At 73.5% G+C, this 15,860-nt stretch carries 17 protein-coding genes and 4 tRNA genes; 11 read left to right on the top strand and 10 right to left on the bottom strand.

The features are described from left to right. Positions 1–309 precede the first annotated feature (309 nt). Positions 310–1,347: a glycosyltransferase family 2 protein gene (locus EDD39_RS05810; RefSeq protein ID WP_123553706.1), complete on the top strand. Its 1,038-nt coding sequence runs from the start codon at positions 310–312 to the stop codon at positions 1,345–1,347. A 41-nt stretch (positions 1,348–1,388) separates the two neighbouring features. Here EDD39_RS05810 and EDD39_RS05805 read toward each other — a convergent pair whose 3' ends face one another. Further along, complete coding sequence (locus EDD39_RS05805; RefSeq protein ID WP_123553704.1) at positions 1,389–1,814, bottom strand: VOC family protein; 426 nt, start codon at positions 1,812–1,814, stop codon at positions 1,389–1,391. A gap of 131 nt (positions 1,815–1,945) precedes the next feature. On the opposite strand from EDD39_RS05805, the gene EDD39_RS05800 reads away from it, so the two are divergent. After that, positions 1,946–2,716, top strand: a complete 771-nt coding sequence (locus tag EDD39_RS05800) for a TetR/AcrR family transcriptional regulator (protein WP_123553702.1) — start codon at positions 1,946–1,948, stop codon at positions 2,714–2,716. A 303-nt stretch (positions 2,717–3,019) separates the two neighbouring features. On the opposite strand, the gene EDD39_RS05795 is transcribed toward EDD39_RS05800, so the two are convergent. From EDD39_RS05795 to EDD39_RS05775, 5 genes are all read right to left on the bottom strand, one after another. After that, entirely contained in the window at positions 3,020–3,565 is a 546-nt protein-coding gene (locus tag EDD39_RS05795; protein ID WP_123553701.1) for a Uma2 family endonuclease, read from the bottom strand. A 223-nt stretch (positions 3,566–3,788) separates the two neighbouring features. Beyond that, a tRNA-Phe gene (locus EDD39_RS05790) sits at positions 3,789–3,862 on the bottom strand. 27 nt (positions 3,863–3,889) lie between these two features. Then, positions 3,890–3,963 (bottom strand) — tRNA-Asp (locus tag EDD39_RS05785). Between the two features lie 42 nt (positions 3,964–4,005). After that, a tRNA-Glu gene (locus EDD39_RS05780) sits at positions 4,006–4,078 on the bottom strand. A gap of 106 nt (positions 4,079–4,184) precedes the next feature. After that, positions 4,185–4,541, bottom strand: a complete 357-nt coding sequence (locus EDD39_RS05775) for a metallopeptidase family protein (RefSeq protein WP_208765455.1) — start codon at positions 4,539–4,541, stop codon at positions 4,185–4,187. 79 nt (positions 4,542–4,620) lie between these two features. Here EDD39_RS05775 and crcB (EDD39_RS05770) point away from each other — a divergent pair, with 79 nt between their 5' ends. The 4 genes from crcB (EDD39_RS05770) to EDD39_RS05750 all read left to right on the top strand — a co-directional run bounded on the left by crcB (EDD39_RS05770) (position 4,621) and on the right by EDD39_RS05750 (position 9,593). Beyond that, the gene (crcB, locus tag EDD39_RS05770) at positions 4,621–5,052 is read left to right on the top strand and encodes a fluoride efflux transporter CrcB (protein WP_123553699.1); all 432 of its coding nucleotides are present in this window, start codon (positions 4,621–4,623) and stop codon (positions 5,050–5,052) included. Then, positions 5,049–5,408, top strand: coding sequence for a fluoride efflux transporter CrcB (gene crcB, locus EDD39_RS05765; RefSeq protein WP_123553697.1), 360 nt, complete (start codon positions 5,049–5,051; stop codon positions 5,406–5,408). Before crcB (EDD39_RS05770) ends, crcB (EDD39_RS05765) begins: the two co-directional genes overlap by 4 nt. A gap of 959 nt (positions 5,409–6,367) precedes the next feature. Further along, positions 6,368–8,662, top strand: a complete 2,295-nt coding sequence (locus tag EDD39_RS05755) for a DEAD/DEAH box helicase (RefSeq protein ID WP_123553692.1) — start codon at positions 6,368–6,370, stop codon at positions 8,660–8,662. 115 nt (positions 8,663–8,777) lie between these two features. Continuing rightward, complete coding sequence (locus EDD39_RS05750) at positions 8,778–9,593, top strand: TIGR02452 family protein (protein WP_123553690.1); 816 nt, start codon at positions 8,778–8,780, stop codon at positions 9,591–9,593. Positions 9,594–9,616: 23 nt separating this feature from the next. On the opposite strand, the gene EDD39_RS05745 is transcribed toward EDD39_RS05750, so the two are convergent. From EDD39_RS05745 to EDD39_RS05730, 4 genes are all read right to left on the bottom strand, one after another. Next, positions 9,617–9,916 (bottom strand): hypothetical protein, encoded by a 300-nt coding sequence (locus EDD39_RS05745; RefSeq protein WP_123553688.1) that lies wholly within the window; start codon positions 9,914–9,916, stop codon positions 9,617–9,619. Positions 9,917–10,086: 170 nt separating this feature from the next. After that, positions 10,087–11,040, bottom strand: coding sequence for a phosphorothioated DNA-binding restriction endonuclease (locus EDD39_RS05740; protein ID WP_123553686.1), 954 nt, complete (start codon positions 11,038–11,040; stop codon positions 10,087–10,089). Then, a complete protein-coding gene (locus tag EDD39_RS05735; protein WP_123553684.1) occupies positions 11,037–11,735 on the bottom strand; it encodes a tyrosine-protein phosphatase in 699 nt (232 codons plus the stop codon). The genes EDD39_RS05740 and EDD39_RS05735 overlap by 4 nt, the downstream gene beginning before the upstream one ends. A 173-nt stretch (positions 11,736–11,908) precedes the next feature. Beyond that, positions 11,909–12,676, bottom strand: a complete 768-nt coding sequence (locus EDD39_RS05730) for an SDR family oxidoreductase (protein WP_123553681.1) — start codon at positions 12,674–12,676, stop codon at positions 11,909–11,911. Between the two features lie 100 nt (positions 12,677–12,776). Here EDD39_RS05730 and EDD39_RS05725 point away from each other — a divergent pair, with 100 nt between their 5' ends. From EDD39_RS05725 to EDD39_RS38895, 5 genes are all read left to right on the top strand, one after another. Further along, positions 12,777–13,391 carry a transglutaminase-like domain-containing protein gene (locus EDD39_RS05725; protein WP_123553679.1) on the top strand — a complete coding sequence of 205 codons (615 nt, stop codon included), beginning with the start codon at positions 12,777–12,779 and terminating at the stop codon, positions 13,389–13,391. A gap of 177 nt (positions 13,392–13,568) precedes the next feature. Beyond that, positions 13,569–14,240: a nucleotidyltransferase domain-containing protein gene (locus EDD39_RS05720; protein WP_244256613.1), complete on the top strand. Its 672-nt coding sequence runs from the start codon at positions 13,569–13,571 to the stop codon at positions 14,238–14,240. A gap of 121 nt (positions 14,241–14,361) precedes the next feature. Then, positions 14,362–14,434: transfer RNA gene (locus tag EDD39_RS05715), tRNA-Lys, on the top strand. 467 nt (positions 14,435–14,901) lie between these two features. Continuing rightward, complete coding sequence (locus tag EDD39_RS40640; protein WP_148089393.1) at positions 14,902–15,237, top strand: hypothetical protein; 336 nt, start codon at positions 14,902–14,904, stop codon at positions 15,235–15,237. A gap of 323 nt (positions 15,238–15,560) precedes the next feature. Further along, positions 15,561–15,848, top strand: a complete 288-nt coding sequence (locus tag EDD39_RS38895; protein ID WP_148089392.1) for a hypothetical protein — start codon at positions 15,561–15,563, stop codon at positions 15,846–15,848. The last annotated feature ends 12 nt before the right edge of the window (positions 15,849–15,860 follow it).

Below are 15,860 nucleotides of genomic sequence, written 5' to 3'. Positions count from 1 at the left end.
CCGGTCGGCGGGCCTTCGGGCGGGCTTCCGGCGGGGTTCTCGGTGGGTCTGCGAGCGGGCTTCGGGCAGGCTCCCGGCGGGGTTCTCGGTGGGGCTTCGGGCAGGCTTCCGGCAGGCTTCTCGGTGGGCCTTTTCGCGGGTCGGCCCGGGCGGGGATTCGGAGCGAATTCCTCCGCTACTTTCGCGCCACCTTCCGTTTCCCGCAATGTTGTTGGGGTTGGATACGCTTCGCGGGTTCGCGCCCGGCGGCATTCCCGGCGGCCCTCCCGGCCGTCCTCCGGGGTGCCCTTTCGAAAGGCCGCGCAGCCGATGGCCCCCCGCCTCTCCGTCGTCGTCCCGGTGTACAACGTCGAGCGCTACCTCGCCGCCTGCCTGGACTCGATCGCCGAGCAGACCTTCGCCGACCTCGAGTGCGTCATGGTCGACGACGGCTCCACCGACAGCAGTGCCGCCATCGCCGAGCGGTACGCCGGGCGCGACCCGCGGTTCCGCCTGGTCCGGCAGCAGAACCAGGGCCTCGGCGCCGCCCGCAACACCGGTGTGCGCCACCTCGACCCCGGCACCGAGTACCTGGCCTTCGTCGACAGCGACGACGTGCTGCCGCCGGACGCCTACCGGCTGATGGTCGAGACCCTGGACACCACCGGCTCCGACTTCGCCACCGGCAACGTGCTGCGGCTGCGCACCGCCGGACTGGAGCCCTCGCACGTCCACGTCCGCCCGTTCGCCGAGACCCGGCTGCGCACCCACGTCAGCGAGCACCCCTCGCTGGTCACCGACCGCACCGCCTGGAACAAGGTCTACCGGCGCTCCTTCCACGCCGCCGCCGGCCTGGACTACCCCGAGGGCATGCTCTACGAGGACGCCCCCGTCAGCGTCCCGCACCACTTCCTGGCGAAGAGCGTCGACGTGCTGTCCGAGCCGATCTACCACTGGCGGATCCGCGAGGACGGCGACAGCTCGATCACCCAGCGCCGCACCGACCCGCGCGGCCTCGCCGACCGGGTCCGCTCCATCGAACTCGTCCGCGGCTGGCTGCTCGACCGGCCCGAACCCGTCTTCCGCGAGCACCTGCGGGCCTACGACCACAACACCCTGGTCGAGGAGATCCCGATGTTCTTCTGGACCGTCCCCGACGGCGACCACGACTACCGGTACGCCTACCACCGGCACGTCACCCGGCTGGTCAGCGCCATCGGGGCCGACCGCCTCGCCGCCCTCCCGCCCTTCCTGCGCCTCAAGTACCGCCTGACCGTGGCCGGCCGGGTGCACACCCTGGCCAACGTCCAGCGGATGCACCGGCGGGTGCGCAACACCCGCAAGGCGGTGCGGCGCAAGCTGCGCTGACGGGCCCGCCCCGGTGCCGGGGCGGGCCGGCCCCCTGCCCGTCACGCCTCGGCGGGTGCCTCGGCGGCGGCTTCGACGGTGGCCTCGGCAGGGGTCAGCCACTCGACGAACTGGACCACCACGCCGTTCGGGTCGGTGGTCTGGAACAGCCGCTCGCCCCAGGGCTCGTCGCGCAGCGGCATGGTGATCGGCGCCCCGGCCTCCCGCAGCCGGGTCTCGGTGCCGGCGGCGTCGTCCACGGTGAAGGCCAGGATCAGCCCGGCCGCGTGCTGGTCGCGGAAGCCCTCGGGCAGGACCTCCAGGCCGCGGCGGAGCAGGACCACGTTGAGCCCGGCGTCCGGGTGGCCGAGCGAGACGAAGCCGTCGGCGGACATCTCCTCCCGGAAGCCGAGGTGCTCGGAGAAGAAGGCGGCGGAGGACGCGACGTCCTCGACGGTCAGGGACACGGCGGATCGGTTGATCTTCAAGGGGGTCCTTCCGGATCGGTCATGCGTGTACGCACGGGTGTGTGCGGACATGGCGCGGGATGCGGGCCATCATCTCCGTACGCAGTACACTATACACAGTACGGAGATTTTTGCATGGGAGAATCCCCCGCATGGCCAGCAACCGGAGCAGCGCCGGAGACCCCGCGCACACCCTCGCCCTGCTCTGGGGCGTCCCCACCGCCGCCACCGGCGGCCGGCGCGGACCCCGGCAGGCCCACTCGCCGGCCGCGATCGCCGCCACCGCCACCCGGATCGCCGACGCCGAAGGGCTGGACGCCGTCACCATGCGCCGGGTCGCCCAGGAACTCGGCCTCTCCCCGATGGCGCTCTACACCTACGTCCCCGGCAAGGCCGAACTGCTCGACCTGATGCTCGACACCCTCTACGCCACGATGCCCCGCACCACCCCCGCCGGTCCCGACTGGCGGGCCCGCGCCACCGCGGTCGCCGACGACAACCGGGCCCTGTACGCCGCCCACCCCTGGACCGCCGCCGTCCCCACCACCCGCCCGCCGCTCGGCCCCGGCCTGATGGCCAAGTACGAGTACGAGCTCTCCGCCCTCGAGGGCACCGGCCTCGACGACGTCCGCCTCGACGCCGCCCTCACCCACCTGCTCGGCTTCGTCCAGACCTGCGCCCGGGCGGCCGCCGACGAACGCGCCGCCCAGCAGGACAGCGCGATGAGCGACCAGCAGTGGTGGGAGGCCAACGCCGACCTCCTCGCCCGCGTCCTCGACCCCGCCCGCTACCCCGTCGCCACCCGCGTCGGCGCCGCCGCCGGCCAGGCCCAGGGCGGCGCCTACAACGCCGACCACGCCTACGAGTTCGGCCTCCCCCGCATCCTTGACGGCCTGGCCGCCCTGATCGACCGGACGCCCTGAGCCGCCCGCCCGCCTGAGCCGCCCGGCCCGCGAGGCGCCCGGCCCGCGAGGCGCGGCAACGGCGCCCGGCGGCGGAACGACGAAGAGGCCCCGGAGCATGAGCTCCGGGGCCTCTTCCGAACTGTGGCCAGGGCCGGGGTCGAACCGGCGACCTTCCGCTTTTCAGGCCGAGCCGGGGCGCCGGGGTGCCCCGGCTCGAACGCCTCTGCCGTCCGGGGAAGGTCATCGTCGAGCGCCACCGTTCGAGCCGGTTGGCGTCGGTGTCGGCGTCAACCGGTGGTGGGCAGTGCGGGCAGGCGTGGGTCAGTGCGGCAGCAGGTCGCTCGTGACCAGGTCGAAGTCGAACGGCTCGGGGATCCGCAGCGTCTCGCCGAACTCGATGTCCTCACGGCGGTGGTACTTCGTACCGTCGGGCCGGCTGAACAGGGTGACGGTCTTCTGCCGGGCGTCGACCAGCAGGTACAGCGGGATGCCCATCAACGGGTAGTCGCGCACCTTCCCCACCCAGTCGTTCTCCGGGTTCGAGGGGGAGACGAGTTCGACGGCGACGACGGCGAACTCGGACGGGACCTGGTTGTCGGACGTTTCCAGCGCCTCGCTCGGAAGGTACGTCAGGTCCGGGTTGCGGCTCTTGCCGACGTGGGGTGACACCAGGTCGGTGTTCTCGCTCGGCAGCAGATCGATGGGGGCGTGCCTGTCGAACTGGCGGCGGACCAGCAGCAGGTTTCGCTGGTGGATCCCCGAGGGGCTGACCATCATGACGATGGTGTCGCCCGAGATCTCCACCTTGAACCCGTCGGGCAGGCTCCGTCGGGCTTCTTCGAGGAGTGCGAAGTGCTCCGGGTTCATGAGGGGTGTCTCCTGGGGTGCGCCGGGCAACCCCCTCAGCGTAGTCCGGGGCCCGGGCCGACAGTGCTCGTGCGCGGTGTTCGCCGCGGCGCCCGTTCTCCGGCCCCTCACGAGGCCCCGATCGCTCCGGCGGCCGACCGTCCGCTGTGCGGTAGGCGTCAACCGGCAGGAAAAAGCCCCCGTAGCGCGTTGCGCTCGGGGGCTTCCTGTTGGTCGAACTGTGTGGCCAGGGCCGGGGTCGAACCGGCGACCTTCCGCTTTTCAGGCGGACGCTCGTACCAACTGAGCTACCTGGCCGTACTGCACCGCCTCTTGCGAGACGAGCGATCCCGACGGGACTTGAACCCGCGACCTCCACCTTGACAGGGTGGCGAGCTAACCAACTGCTCCACGGGACCTCGTGCGGATTGCTCCGCACAGGACCTTACTACGGTACTGCGTACCCCCAACGGGATTCGAACCCGTGCTACCGCCTTGAAAGGGCGGCGTCCTGGGCCACTAGACGATGAGGGCTTGCGGCCCTTCCGGCCGGATCATCCGGCGTTCGGGGACGTCGAGAAGCATATGGGATGCCGGGCGGGAACGCCAAAACGGTTTCGGGGGGTCGGCGCGGCGGGGGTCAGGACCAGCCGAGGCCGTGGAGTTCGTCGTCGTCGAAGCCGAAGTGGTGGGCGACCTCGTGGATCACGGTGGTGCGGACTTCCTCGACGGCCTGCTCGCGGGTGTCGCAGTGGCGGAGGGTCGGGCCCATGTAGACCATGATCCGGTCGGGGAGGACGCCGGCGTACCACTCGCCGCGCTCGGTGAGCGGGATGCCCTCGTAGAGGCCGAGCAGGTCGGGGGTGGCGGGGTCGGGTTCGTCCTCGACGAAGACCGCGACGTTGTCCATCATCGCGGCCAGCTTCGGCGGAATCTGGTCCAGTGCGTCGGACACCAGCGCCTCGAACTCGTCCCGGGTCATCTCCACGTGCCCCATTGTCGGAGTTCCGCTGACGGGGCGCCAGGGCATCCACGCGGTGGCGGGGGGCGGATCGGCGGGTGCTTGACTGGGCGGCATGACGACGAGGGAGCCGGTGCTGCGCGGGCAGGGCCGGGTGGTGGCCGCGGTCTCCGCGGGCGGGGTGCTCGGGGCGAGCGCCCGGTACGGGGCCGGGCTGCTGTGGCCGACGGCGAAGGACGCGTTCCCGTGGACCACGCTGCTGGTCAACACCGTCGGCTGCGCGGTGATCGGGGTGGTGCTGGTGGCGCTCACCGAGGGGCGGCGCCGGCCGCACCCGCTGCTGCGGCCGTTCCTGGCCACCGGGATCCTCGGCGGGTTCACCACCTTCTCGACGTACGCGGTGGACGCGCAGCAGCTGCTCGACCACGGGCTGCCCGGCAAGGCGCTGCTCTACCTGGGCGGGACGCTGCTGGCTGCGCTGGCCGCGGTGTGGGGGGCCGCGAGCGCGACCCGGGCGGTGCTGCTGGAGCGGGAGGTGGCGGAGTGAACTGGCTGCTGGTAGTGGTGGGCGCGGCGGTCGGCGCCCCGCTGCGGTACCTGACGGACCGGGCGGTGCACTCCCGGGTCGGCTTCGGGTTCCCGTGGGGCACGCTCACCGTCAACGTCTGCGGCTGCGCGCTGCTCGGCCTGCTCACGGCGGTCGCCCCGGCGGACGTCCGGCTACTGCTCGGGACGGGGCTGTGCGGGGCGCTCACCACGTACTCGACGTTCTCGTTCGAGACCCTGAAGCTGGCCCAGAACGCCTCCCGCGGGGCGGCGTTGGCGAACGTCGGGCTGTCGCTGGGCGCCGGGTTGGCGGCGGCGTACGCGGGGGCGGGGATCGGGCACGCGGTCTGGGGGTGAGGCGCCCGCGGGGGAGCGCGGGCGTGCGCGGGGGCGAGGGGCGCGGAGCGGGGGGCGCGGGGACGGGGTCGGGAGCCGGTGGGGTGGTACCCGTGTCCCGGCGGGGCGGCCGCGCGTTGGGCACCGGGAACGGTGGCGGTCCCCGGGCGGGCCGTGCGGGAGGTGGCTCGATGGTGGCGGGTTGGTCGGTGCGGCGGACGGCGGCGGGCTCGGTGGCGGCGGCGCTGGCCGTGCTCGGGCTGGGCGGCTGCATGTCGGTGGGGGCGGACGTCCCGGGCGGGAAGCCGGAGGTGCGGCCGTCGGGGACGGGGGCGGCGGCGAGCGTCCGGCCCGGGGGCGGGCAGGGGCCGCGGCAGACCGTGCAGCACGGGGAGCACGGCGGGGCGTTGAGCCTTGACGGGGCGTCACCCGGGGCGTCGTCGGCCGCGGGGGCGCCCGTGCCGGGGTCCACGCCGCCGCCGGTGTCGGAGGGGGTGCCGAACGCGCCGGTGCAGGTGCCGGTCGGGCCGGCCGGCAGCGCGGCCCCGTCGCGGACGGCGAGCCCGCCGGCCTCGGTGCCGCCCAGCCAGCCCGCCGGTGGCGGCAGCGGCGGCAGTGGTGGGAGCGGCGGCGGGGCGTCGGCCTCGCCGAGCCCGCAGGGCAGCCCGTCGGCGCCCGCGCACTCGCCGGCGCCGTCGGCCACGCCGAGCGGTTCGGGGTCGGAGGGCCCCAGCGAGTCGCCGTCGGCGCACTGAGCGGCCGGTTCGGGCCTTCGTTCGAGGTGCTGACCAGGGGATTTGCCTCTGATCCCCAGGCTCCCCTATGGTGGTAGATCGTTCGTTTGATCCTATTTGGCTGGCGCTCCTCATACACCTTTGAGCGCCCTTGGCGCGTTCCGGCGATCCGTGGCTGACCGCATAGAGGCGGTTTTTCAACAGACCCACCGGACTTTGGCGCGTGCCACTTCCGGAAGGTTTTGCATGTCTCTCGTTGACGACGCCCGCTTCGCCATGCCCGCGAACGGGTCCGACGCCGCCGACACCGACTCCCTCGACACCGACACCCTGGACGCGGAGCTCGCCGAGCTCACCGACGCCGACGTCGACACCGACGCCGAGCTCGACGCGGACACCGCCGCCGACGCCGACGCCGAGCCCACCATCACCTTCGGTGACCTGGGCCTGCACGACGACGTGGTCCGGGCGCTCGCCAAGCGCGGCGTCACCACCCCGTTCCCGATCCAGGCCGCGACCATCCCGGACGCGCTGTCCGGCAAGGACGTGCTGGGCCGCGGCCGCACCGGCTCCGGCAAGACCCTGAGCTTCGGCCTGCCGCTGCTGACCCGCCTCGCCGGTGGCGAGCGCACCAAGGCCAAGCACCCGCGCGGCCTGATCCTGGTCCCGACCCGCGAGCTGGCCATGCAGGTCGCCGACGCGCTGGAGCCGTTCGGCTCGGTGCTCGGCCTGCGCCTGAAGGTGGTCTGCGGCGGTACCTCGATGTCGAACCAGATCTACGCGCTGGAGCGCGGCGTCGACGTCCTGGTCGCCACCCCCGGCCGCCTGCGCGACCTGATCAACCGCGGCTCCGCCAAGATGGACGAGGTCGAGATCGCCGTCCTCGACGAGGCCGACCAGATGGCCGACATGGGCTTCCTGCCCGAGGTCACCGAGATCCTCGACCTGGTGCCGGCCGGCGGCCAGCGCCTGCTGTTCTCCGCCACCCTGGAGAACGAGATCGACACCCTGGTCAAGCGCTACCTGAAGAACCCGGTCACCCACGAGGTCGACCCGTCGGCCGGTGCGGTCACCACCATGACCCACCACATCCTGGTCGTGAAGCCCAAGGACAAGGCGCCGATCACCAGCGCGATCGCCGCACGCAAGGGCCGCACCATCATCTTCGTCCGCACCCAGATGGGCGCGGACCGGGTCGCCCAGCAGCTGGTGGAGTCCGGCGTGAAGGCCGACGCGCTGCACGGCGGCATGACCCAGGGCGCCCGTACCCGCGTCCTCGGCGACTTCAAGGACGGCTACCTGAACGTGGTCGTCGCCACCGACGTCGCCGCCCGCGGCATCCACGTCGACGGCATCGACCTGGTGCTGAACGTCGACCCGGCCGGCGACCACAAGGACTACCTGCACCGCTCCGGCCGCACCGCCCGGGCCGGCCGCTCCGGCACCGTCGTCACCCTGGTGCTGCCGCACCAGCGCCGCGGCGTGTTCCGCCTGATGGAGGACGCGGGCGTGGACGCCTCGCGCCACATCCTCGACCACGCCTTCGACGCCGAGGTCGCCAAGATCACCGGCGCCCGCTCGCTGGTCGAGGTCCAGGCCGAGAGCGCGTCCGGCATCGCCGGTGCCGCCGAGCGCGAGGTCGCCGAGCTCACCCGTGAGCTGGAGCGCGCCCAGCGCCGCGCCAACGAGCTGCGCGAGGAGGCCGACCGCCTGGCCGCCCGCGCCGCCCGCGAGCGCGCCGACCTGGGCATCGAGGACGAGGAGCCGGCCGCCGAGGCCGACGCCGAGACCCCCGTCGCCGCCGCCGTGGCCGTCGAGGCCGAGCAGCCGGTGACCGAGGAGCGCGCCCCGGCCTACCGCGAGGCCCGCAGCGAGCGCCCGGCGTACAACAACCGGGACCGTGGCGAGCGCGGTGGCTTCAACCGTGACGACCGTGGTGGCCGTTCCTTCGGCGGTGACCGTGAGCGTGGTGGCTTCAACCGTGACGACCGTGGTGGCCGTTCCTTCGGTGGCGACCGTGAGCGCGGTGGCTTCAACCGTGACGACCGTGGTGGCCGCTCGTTCGGTGGCGACCGTGAGCGCGGTGGCTTCAACCGTGACGACCGTGGTGGCCGTTCCTTCGGCGGTGACCGTGAGCGCGGTGGCTTCAACCGTGACGACCGCGGCGGCCGCTCGTTCGGCGGCGACCGTCCGGCCCGCTCCTTCGGCGACCGGGACCGTGGCGAGCGCGGTGGCTTCAACCGTGACGACCGTGGTGGCCGTTCCTTCGGTGGCGACCGTGAGCGTGGCGGCTTCAACCGTGACGACCGCGGCGGCCGTTCCTTCGGCGACCGGGACCGCGGCCAGGCCGGTGGCGGCAGCCGTCCGTTCGCGCGGCGCGACGACCACCGCTCCGGTGGGCGCCCGCAGGGCGGTGGCTTCAACCGTGACGACCGTGGTGGCCGTTCCTTCGGTGGCGACCGTGAGCGTGGCGGCTTCAACCGCGACGACCGCGGCGGCTTCAACGGCGGCGGCGACCGCAAGCCGCGCTGGAAGAACTGACGCTCCGCAGGCAGCCTGAACCGGGCCCGCTCCACTTCGGTGGGGCGGGCCCGGCCGCGTTCCCGGGGGCGAAAATCATTGGTGGGGGCGGGAGTTGGGGGTTAGCGTCCCAGGCATGAGCAGTAGGCAGAAGGCCGTGGCCGCGCAGAACGAGCAGATCGCCGACCAGGGCGAGTACCGGAGCCCGGGCGGGGCGGTGGTGCGGATCGCCGAGGAGCTGGCCGCGGCCCGGGCCGGGACGGTCTCGTACCCGCCGGACGCGGAGTTCGGGCCCGGCCCGGGCCCGCTGGCCGCCGGGGCGGCCGAGGTGACCGGCGAGGGCAGCATGCAGGCGGCCCGGCGGCTGGTCGCCGACGGCGGGCGGGGCGTCGCGGTGCTCAACTTCGCGTCCGCGCGCAACCCCGGCGGCGGCTACCTGCGCGGGGCGAAGGCCCAGGAGGAGGACGTCTGCCGCTCCGCGCTGCTGTACCGCTGCCTGATCGAGGCCCCCGACTACTACGAGGCGCACCGGGCCTCCACCGACCTGCGCTACAGCCACCGGGTGATCTGGTCGCCGGACGTGCCGGTGCTCCGGGACGACCGGGGCGAACTGCTCGAACGCACCCACCGGGTCGGCTTCCTCACCTCGCCCGCACCCAACGCGGGCCAGCTGGCGCTGCGTTCGCCCGGCCGTCCGCTCGACCTCGGCCCGGTGCTGGCCGAACGGGCCCGGCGGGTGCTGGCCGTCGCCGCCCGGCACGGCGCGCGGGACCTGGTGCTGGGCGCCTGGGGCTGCGGCGTGTTCCGCAACGACCCGGCGGAGGTGGCGGCCGCCTTCGGACAGGCCCTGGACGAGTGGGGCGGGGCCTTCGACCGGGTGGTGTTCGCGGTCTGGGACCGCAGCGAGCCCTCCGCGAACCGGACGGCCTTCGCGGCGCGCTTCGGGAGCTGAACCGGGCCCCGCCCGCCGCCCGTTCAGTCGCCGGTGGCCAGCGCGGACGCGGCGGCCACCACGCCCGTCACCGTCAGCACGGCCGGCCAGGCGCCGATCTTCTTCGCCAGCGGGTGCGAGCCGCCGAACGCGGCCAGGTACAGCGCGGTCAGCCCCGCCGCGGCGGGCGCACCCGAACGCCGCCCCCAGCGCACCGCGGCCGTCGCCCCGGCCGCCGCCAGCACGGCCCCGCCCCACTCCCGCCGCCCACTGAACCGGGCGGTCGCGTACCCGCCGATCAGCCCGGTGGCGGCGACGGCGGCGGTGGCGGGGAAACGGGCCATGGGACGGACTCCTTCACGACGGCTCACGGCGAGTGGCGACGGGCGGCAGGTAGCGGACTGGGCGTGCTGGTGGGCGCACCGGTGGGCGCACCGCCCACGGTAACGCTCCTAACGAGCCGCCCACCGGACGGGGAACGGCGGTCGGGACACCCGGGCGGGGTCGGGCGCGGTCAGTGCCGGAAGACGTGCTCGGCGTGCCAGGCGACGTACTGCGGGGCGAGTCGGTGCCCGGGGTCGGCGGGGAGCCGGACGGGGAGGCCCGCGAGGGCGGTGACCGCAGGGCCCCGGTGGTCCCCGGTGTGGGTGAAGTGCGGCGAGACCATGATCGTCAGGTGCTCGGTCAGCCCGAGCACGCCCTGGTCGAACAGGGCGTGGTGCAGGGCGCACAGGGCGATGCCGTTCTGCACCACGTCCGGCCCGCCGTCGGCGTGGCCGTGGACGTGGGCGGCCTCCACGCCCACCGGGGCCGGACCGATCCGGCCGCTGAACCCGCAGACGGCGCAGGCGTTCCCGTACAGCGGGAGGACCGCGCGGGCGAACCGGCTGTCGCGGACCCGCCGGGTCTCCTGCCGGTACCGGGGCTCGGCGGGCGGCAGGGCGTCCCGGACGGACTGCTCCAGGGTGCTGCTGCTGCCGGCGCTGGTGCCGGTGTTGCTGCCGGTGCCGGTGTCGCTGTCGCTGCCGATCGCCTCGGCGAGCAGCAGGGTGCGGACCCGGTCCCGGACGCGCCGGTCGCCCAGCAGTTCCTCGACCGCCGGGCGCAGGCGGCCGCGGGCGCCCAGGTCGAGCAGCCGGCGGTGGCTCGCTTGCTCCGGCAGCGGCTGGGAGAAGGCGTCGGTGGCCGCCCACAGTTCGGTCTCCAGCAGCCGGAACGGCAGTGCGGCGCGCTCCCCGTCGGGGGTCGAGACGGCAGCGGTGTACTGGGCGATCAGCCGGCCGACCGGCTCCGCGACCTCCTCGTACCGGGTCTCGCTGTTGCCGGACGCGGCGAACCGGTCGACCAGCCAGAGCAGCAGCAGCGGCTTGTGCGGGGCACGACCGCCCCCGCGCAGGCCGGACCGGTTCAACGTGCGCAGGGCGGCCAGCAGTTCGGTTTCGGTGAGCGGCTGGTGGAGCGTCGTCACGCCGGGCCCAGGGTGCGGAGGGTGGTGAGGTCGGGGTCGGTGGCGCCGTGGTTGCGGAGGTAGGCGGTGAGGGAGCCGTGGCGGGTGGTGGCGTGGTCGAGGGCGGCGTGCAGGTGGGCGGCTTCGACGGGGCGGGAGAGGCGTTCGACTCCGGCGGCGTCGGTGTAGGGGACTGGGCCGCGGTCGAGGCCGAGGCCGGTGTTGGAGCGGAGGAAGTCGGCGGTGACGGCGTCGAGCGGGAGGCCGGCCAAGGTCTGCAGGACGGCGATGGTCAGGCCGGTGCGGTCCTTGCCGACGGCGCAGTGCACCAGCAGCGGGGCGCCGGTGGCCAGGGCGCGGACGGCGGCGGCGAGGGCGATGCCGCCGGTCTCGGCCATGAACGGGTAGAGCGCGGCCTGGTCCTCGGGCCAGAGCCGGTCGGTGGTGGCCGGGTCGGGCAGCATCGGCAGGTGCAGGTAGTCGACGCCGTCGGGCAGGCGGTCCGGGTACTGGGCGACCTCGGGGGTGCTGCGCAGGTCCAGGACGGTGCGGATGCCGAGTTCCGCGAAGCGCCGCAGGCCCTCGTCGGTGAGGTGGTTGAGGGTCGCCGAGCGGTAGAGCAGCCCGGGACGGTAGACGCCGGCCCCGGCGTCGCGGAGGTTGGGGAGGTCGGGGATGTCGAGGAACGGCGCGGCGGCGATCTCGGTCTCGGTCATGCGTTCCACGGTAGGGGCAGGGGCCGACGCCGGGCCGGGGCGTTCACCGAACCGGTACCGGCGCGGGCCGGTACTGGTTCGGTGGCGGGGTGGCGGGGTGGCGGGGTGGCGGGGTGGCGGGGTGGCGGGGTGGCGGGGTGGCCCGGCGGCGGCGGGGTGGGTTGGTGGTGCGGTCAGCGGCCGCCGGCCGCGTCCAGGAAGGCGCCCGTGACGTACGAGGCGGCGGAGGAGAGCAGGTAGAGGATCGTCTCGGCGATCTCCTCGGGCTGTCCGCCGCGCCCCATCGGGAGGTTGGGGCCGATCCGGTCGACCCGGCCGGGCTCGCCGCCCAGGGCGTGGATGCCGGTGTGGATCAGGCCCGGGCGGACGGCGTTGACCCGGATGCCCTCGGCCGCGACCTCCAGCGACAGCCCGGTGGTCATCGAGTCCAGCGCGCCCTTGGACGCCGCGTAGTCGACGTACTCGTTCGGCGAGCCCAGCCGGGACGCCGCCGAGCCGACGTTGACGATCGCCCCGCCCCGGCCGCCGTACCGGGTGGACATCCGGCGCACCGCCGCGGCCGCGCACAGGAACGGGCCGGTGATGTTGGCCGCCCAGATCCGGTTCAGCCGGTCCTCGTCGAGCTCGTCCAGCCGGCTCTGCTTCTCCAGCGTGCCCGCGTTGTTCACCAGCGCGGTGAGGGTGCCGAGTTCGCGGTCGACGGTGTCGAACAGCGCGGTCACCCCCGCGGTGTGCGAGACGTCCGCGCGGACGGCGATCGCGGTGCCGCCCGCGGAGCGGATCCGCGCCACCACGGCGTCCGCCGACTCCTGGTCGCTGCGGTAGTTGACGCACACCCGGTAGCCGCGTCCGGCGGCGAGCAGCGCGGTGGCCGCGCCGATGCCGCGGCCGCCGCCGGTGACCACCAGTACCTCGTCCTGCGCCACGCTCTGCTGGGTCATGCCGACCGCTCCTTCGTCCACGACGGTGTTGCCGCCGACGCTATCCCACCGAGTGAAATCCCTTTGCGGGTCGTGCAGTCGGCGGTCGAGCATCACTGCCATGGACCTCTCCGTCTCCCCCCACGGCCCGCTGCGCACCGACCGGCCGGACCTGGCCGCCTACCTCGCCGCCGACGCCGTCGTCGACCACGACCACCCCGCGATCGTCGCCCTCGCCGCCGAACTGCGGCGGGCCGACCCGGTGCGGACCGCCGAGGCGGTGTTCGAGCACGTCCGGGACCGGATCGACCACTCGGCGGACGTCGGCCACTGGTCGGCCGCCTACCGGGCCTCCGACGTGCTCGCCGCCGGCAACGCGATCTGCCATGGCAAGTCGCACCTGCTCGCCGCACTGCTGCGCGCCAACGGCATCCCGGCCGGCCTGTGCTACCAGAAGCTCGACGTGCTGCACGGGCTCAACGGCGTTCTGCTGCCCGGCAGTCCGTGGTGGGTCCGGCTGGACGGCCGGGGCAACCGGAACGGCGCGGACGGGCACTTCGCCACCACCCCCGCCGAGGAGCGGCCCGCCTGGGCCAACGACCCGGCACTCGGCGAGCACCACTACACCACCGTGTACGCGACGCCGCCGCGGGAACTGCTGGACGGCCTGCGCGACAGCGTGCCGGGGTCGGTCGGGTACGGCTACCTGCCGCTCGAACTGCCGGACAGGGACTGAGGGTTCGGTGCCTGTGTGCGGGTGGCGGGTGGAAATCGTTCGCGCGGGCGGGGCGCGGCGGGCGAGACTGCGGGGGCGGTCCTTTCCCGGCCGCTCCTGACCGTTTCGGGGCTGTTCCCGGCCGATCCGGTCCGCTTCCGTCTGTGTCCGCCCGCGTCCGCCGAGGAGGCGTCGCCCGTGAACGTCCTGCTCTCCGGCATCGTCGGCTCCACCGCGTACGGGCTGGCGCACGCCGGGTCCGACCTCGACCGGCTCGGGCTGTTCGCGGCGCCCACCGTGGCCTTCCACGGCCTGCACCGGCCCGTCGAGTCGCACGTCACCACCGCCCCGGACCGGACGCTGCACGAGGCCGCCAAGTGGTGCCGGCTGGCGCTCAACGGCAATCCGACCGCCACCGAACTCGTCTGGCTGCCGGGGGAGTTGTACGAGGTGCGGACGCCGCTCGGCGAGGAGCTGATCGGGCTGCGGGAGTCCCTCCTGTCCGGCCCGGCGGTCCGCCGCGCCTACCTGGGCTACGCCGACCAGCAGTTGCGCAAGCTCGCCGCCCGCGACCGCACCGACCCGGCCGGCCGGGCCAGGGCCGCCAAGCACGCCCGGCACCTGGTCCGGCTGGTCCGCCAGGGCGTCGCCCTGCACGAGACCGGGCAGTTGGAGATCCGGCTCCCCGACCCCGAGCACGTCCGCGCCCTCGGCGAGCGCTACGCGGACCGCCCCGAGGACGCCACCGCCCTGCTCGCCGACGCCGAGGCCCGCTTCGACCGCCCCGGCACCCTCCCCGCCGCCCCCGACGAACGCCCCGTCGAAGCCTGGCTGCACCGGGTCCGCGCCGCCCACCTCCCCACCCCCTGACCCCCCGTCGGCTCCCCCGCCGCCCCCCGCGACCCGCCCGGCAATCCGCTGGCCCTCCCCCACCGGGCACCAGGTAGGATCACCCCGGCAGGCGCTGTCCCACCCGGTCCACGCCTGCCGCGGGCCGCTAGCTCAATTGGCAGAGCTGCGGACTTTTAATCCGTAGGTTCAGGGTTCGAACCCCTGGCGGCCCACCCGACTTGAGGCCAGGTCAGACACCGTCTGACCTGGCCTTCTTCGTGTCCGGGGCGGTTCGGGGCTCGCTCGCGCCACTCGGAATGGTGCCCGGAATGCCTGAATTGCGGACCGGTGCGGGGACGGTGCGGGGACGAGGCCCCCGAACCGCCCCCGCAGACCCCCTTTCCACCCATGTCCACTGCCCTCCACTCGGCTCCGGACCTGTCGTGGTAAGTCACGATCCGTAGATCAAAACCTGAGAGAGCCGACGCGCCACGTTGGCCTCCGACCGGCTCATCGGCATTCTCGACCGACTCCCCGATTCCCCGATTCCCCGATTCCCCGACTCCCGCAGCCGCCTCATCGTCGTCCTCGCTGCCGTCCGCGCACTCCAGCCCTACCAGATCGCAGCCCTGTGCCTGGAGGGCCTTGATCGCCACCGGCCCGCCAGCGTGTGTGCCGCGCCCACCACCGCGACCATGTCGTGTGCCTCGACAGCCTCCTACTCGTCCTCGCCTCCGCCTGGATCAGGGAGCGGCACCGGCGCTGGCCCGACAGCACCAACCCCTACCTGATCGTGAGCCGGCAGGCCGCCGTCGCCTTCACCGGCCCCGCCGTCAGCGCCGAACTGGTCCAAAGACAGTTCCGTGCCATCGGCCTGACTGCTTCAGTGCTACGCACCGATCGCATCCTCAGTGAGGCCCGCCATTCCGCCGACCCTCTGCACCTGATGAGGCTGTTCGGCCTCTCGAACGCCACGGCGACTAGGTACGTCTTCATCGCCCATCCTGACAGGCGTCCAGGCCCGATCCGGGCCTGAGTCGGACATCGGTGAGGCCTCTGATGTACCTGCCCATCTGGATGTATCGGATGGGCGGGGTCCGACAGGTCTTGAACGATGGGGCAGCTTGGATCCGGGTTTGCCCGACCTTGTGGAACGCGGCCAGTTTCAAACCTGCATAATCTAAGTAAGTTAGTAGATCGGGGAGGGGTCCGGTTGCGGCCCTGGCCGGTTTGCGTCTCCGGGGCTGCCTTGTGCGGCTGCTTCGGATCCAAGTCCTGCCCGCCGCGCCGACCTGCTTGTTGAGCGGACGGTCTGACGTTGGCCCGGGACATGCCCGGCGTGCAGTGAGGACATCGAGTATGGGTTCCAATCAGAGACAGGCGGAATCGCGACGTGCTGTCCTGAGCGTCGCTGAACAGCAGCGCCAGCGGCGTAACAAGATCATCACCGTTTGCGTGTCCGCTGCGGTGGCTCTTGGGATGGTCGCCGCAGTGGCCTGGTTCATTGCCTCCGAGGCGGAGAACCTTTCGCATCAGGCGAATCCGGCGTCCTCCCGCGTCGGCGGAGCCGCAGCGTTTGATCAAGGCACCGCGTCGGCGCGGCCGCCGCGGGCCCGACCGGCGGTGAGCGCTTCTCGCGTTGGCTGAACTGCGCAGGCG

Origin of the sequence: Kitasatospora cineracea (genome assembly GCF_003751605.1) — a bacterium.
In the GTDB taxonomy this organism is placed as follows: Bacteria; Actinomycetota; Actinomycetes; order Streptomycetales; family Streptomycetaceae; genus Kitasatospora; species Kitasatospora cineracea.
The sequence above is the reverse complement of the archived record's forward strand: the minus strand, read 5'-3'. Positions and strand labels throughout refer to the sequence as shown.

What these genes read in the sequence shown, in the direction of transcription:
- crcB (WP_123553699.1), top strand. Translation starts at nt 4,621, where the DNA reads ATGACGACGAGGGAGCCGGTGCTGCGCGGGCAGGGCCGGGTGGTGGCC.
- EDD39_RS05810 (WP_123553706.1), top strand. Translation starts at nt 310, where the DNA reads ATGGCCCCCCGCCTCTCCGTCGTCGTCCCGGTGTACAACGTCGAGCGC.
- EDD39_RS05735 (WP_123553684.1), bottom strand. Translation starts at nt 11,735, where the DNA reads ATGACCGAGACCGAGATCGCCGCCGCGCCGTTCCTCGACATCCCCGAC.
- EDD39_RS05745 (WP_123553688.1), bottom strand. Translation starts at nt 9,916, where the DNA reads ATGGCCCGTTTCCCCGCCACCGCCGCCGTCGCCGCCACCGGGCTGATC.
- EDD39_RS05775 (WP_208765455.1), bottom strand. Translation starts at nt 4,541, where the DNA reads ATGGGGCACGTGGAGATGACCCGGGACGAGTTCGAGGCGCTGGTGTCC.
- EDD39_RS05795 (WP_123553701.1), bottom strand. Translation starts at nt 3,565, where the DNA reads ATGAACCCGGAGCACTTCGCACTCCTCGAAGAAGCCCGACGGAGCCTG.
- EDD39_RS05755 (WP_123553692.1), top strand. Translation starts at nt 6,368, where the DNA reads ATGTCTCTCGTTGACGACGCCCGCTTCGCCATGCCCGCGAACGGGTCC.
- EDD39_RS05750 (WP_123553690.1), top strand. Translation starts at nt 8,778, where the DNA reads ATGAGCAGTAGGCAGAAGGCCGTGGCCGCGCAGAACGAGCAGATCGCC.
- EDD39_RS05725 (WP_123553679.1), top strand. Translation starts at nt 12,777, where the DNA reads ATGGACCTCTCCGTCTCCCCCCACGGCCCGCTGCGCACCGACCGGCCG.
- EDD39_RS38895 (WP_148089392.1), top strand. Translation starts at nt 15,561, where the DNA reads ATGGGTTCCAATCAGAGACAGGCGGAATCGCGACGTGCTGTCCTGAGC.
- EDD39_RS05800 (WP_123553702.1), top strand. Translation starts at nt 1,946, where the DNA reads ATGGCCAGCAACCGGAGCAGCGCCGGAGACCCCGCGCACACCCTCGCC.
- EDD39_RS05730 (WP_123553681.1), bottom strand. Translation starts at nt 12,676, where the DNA reads ATGACCCAGCAGAGCGTGGCGCAGGACGAGGTACTGGTGGTCACCGGC.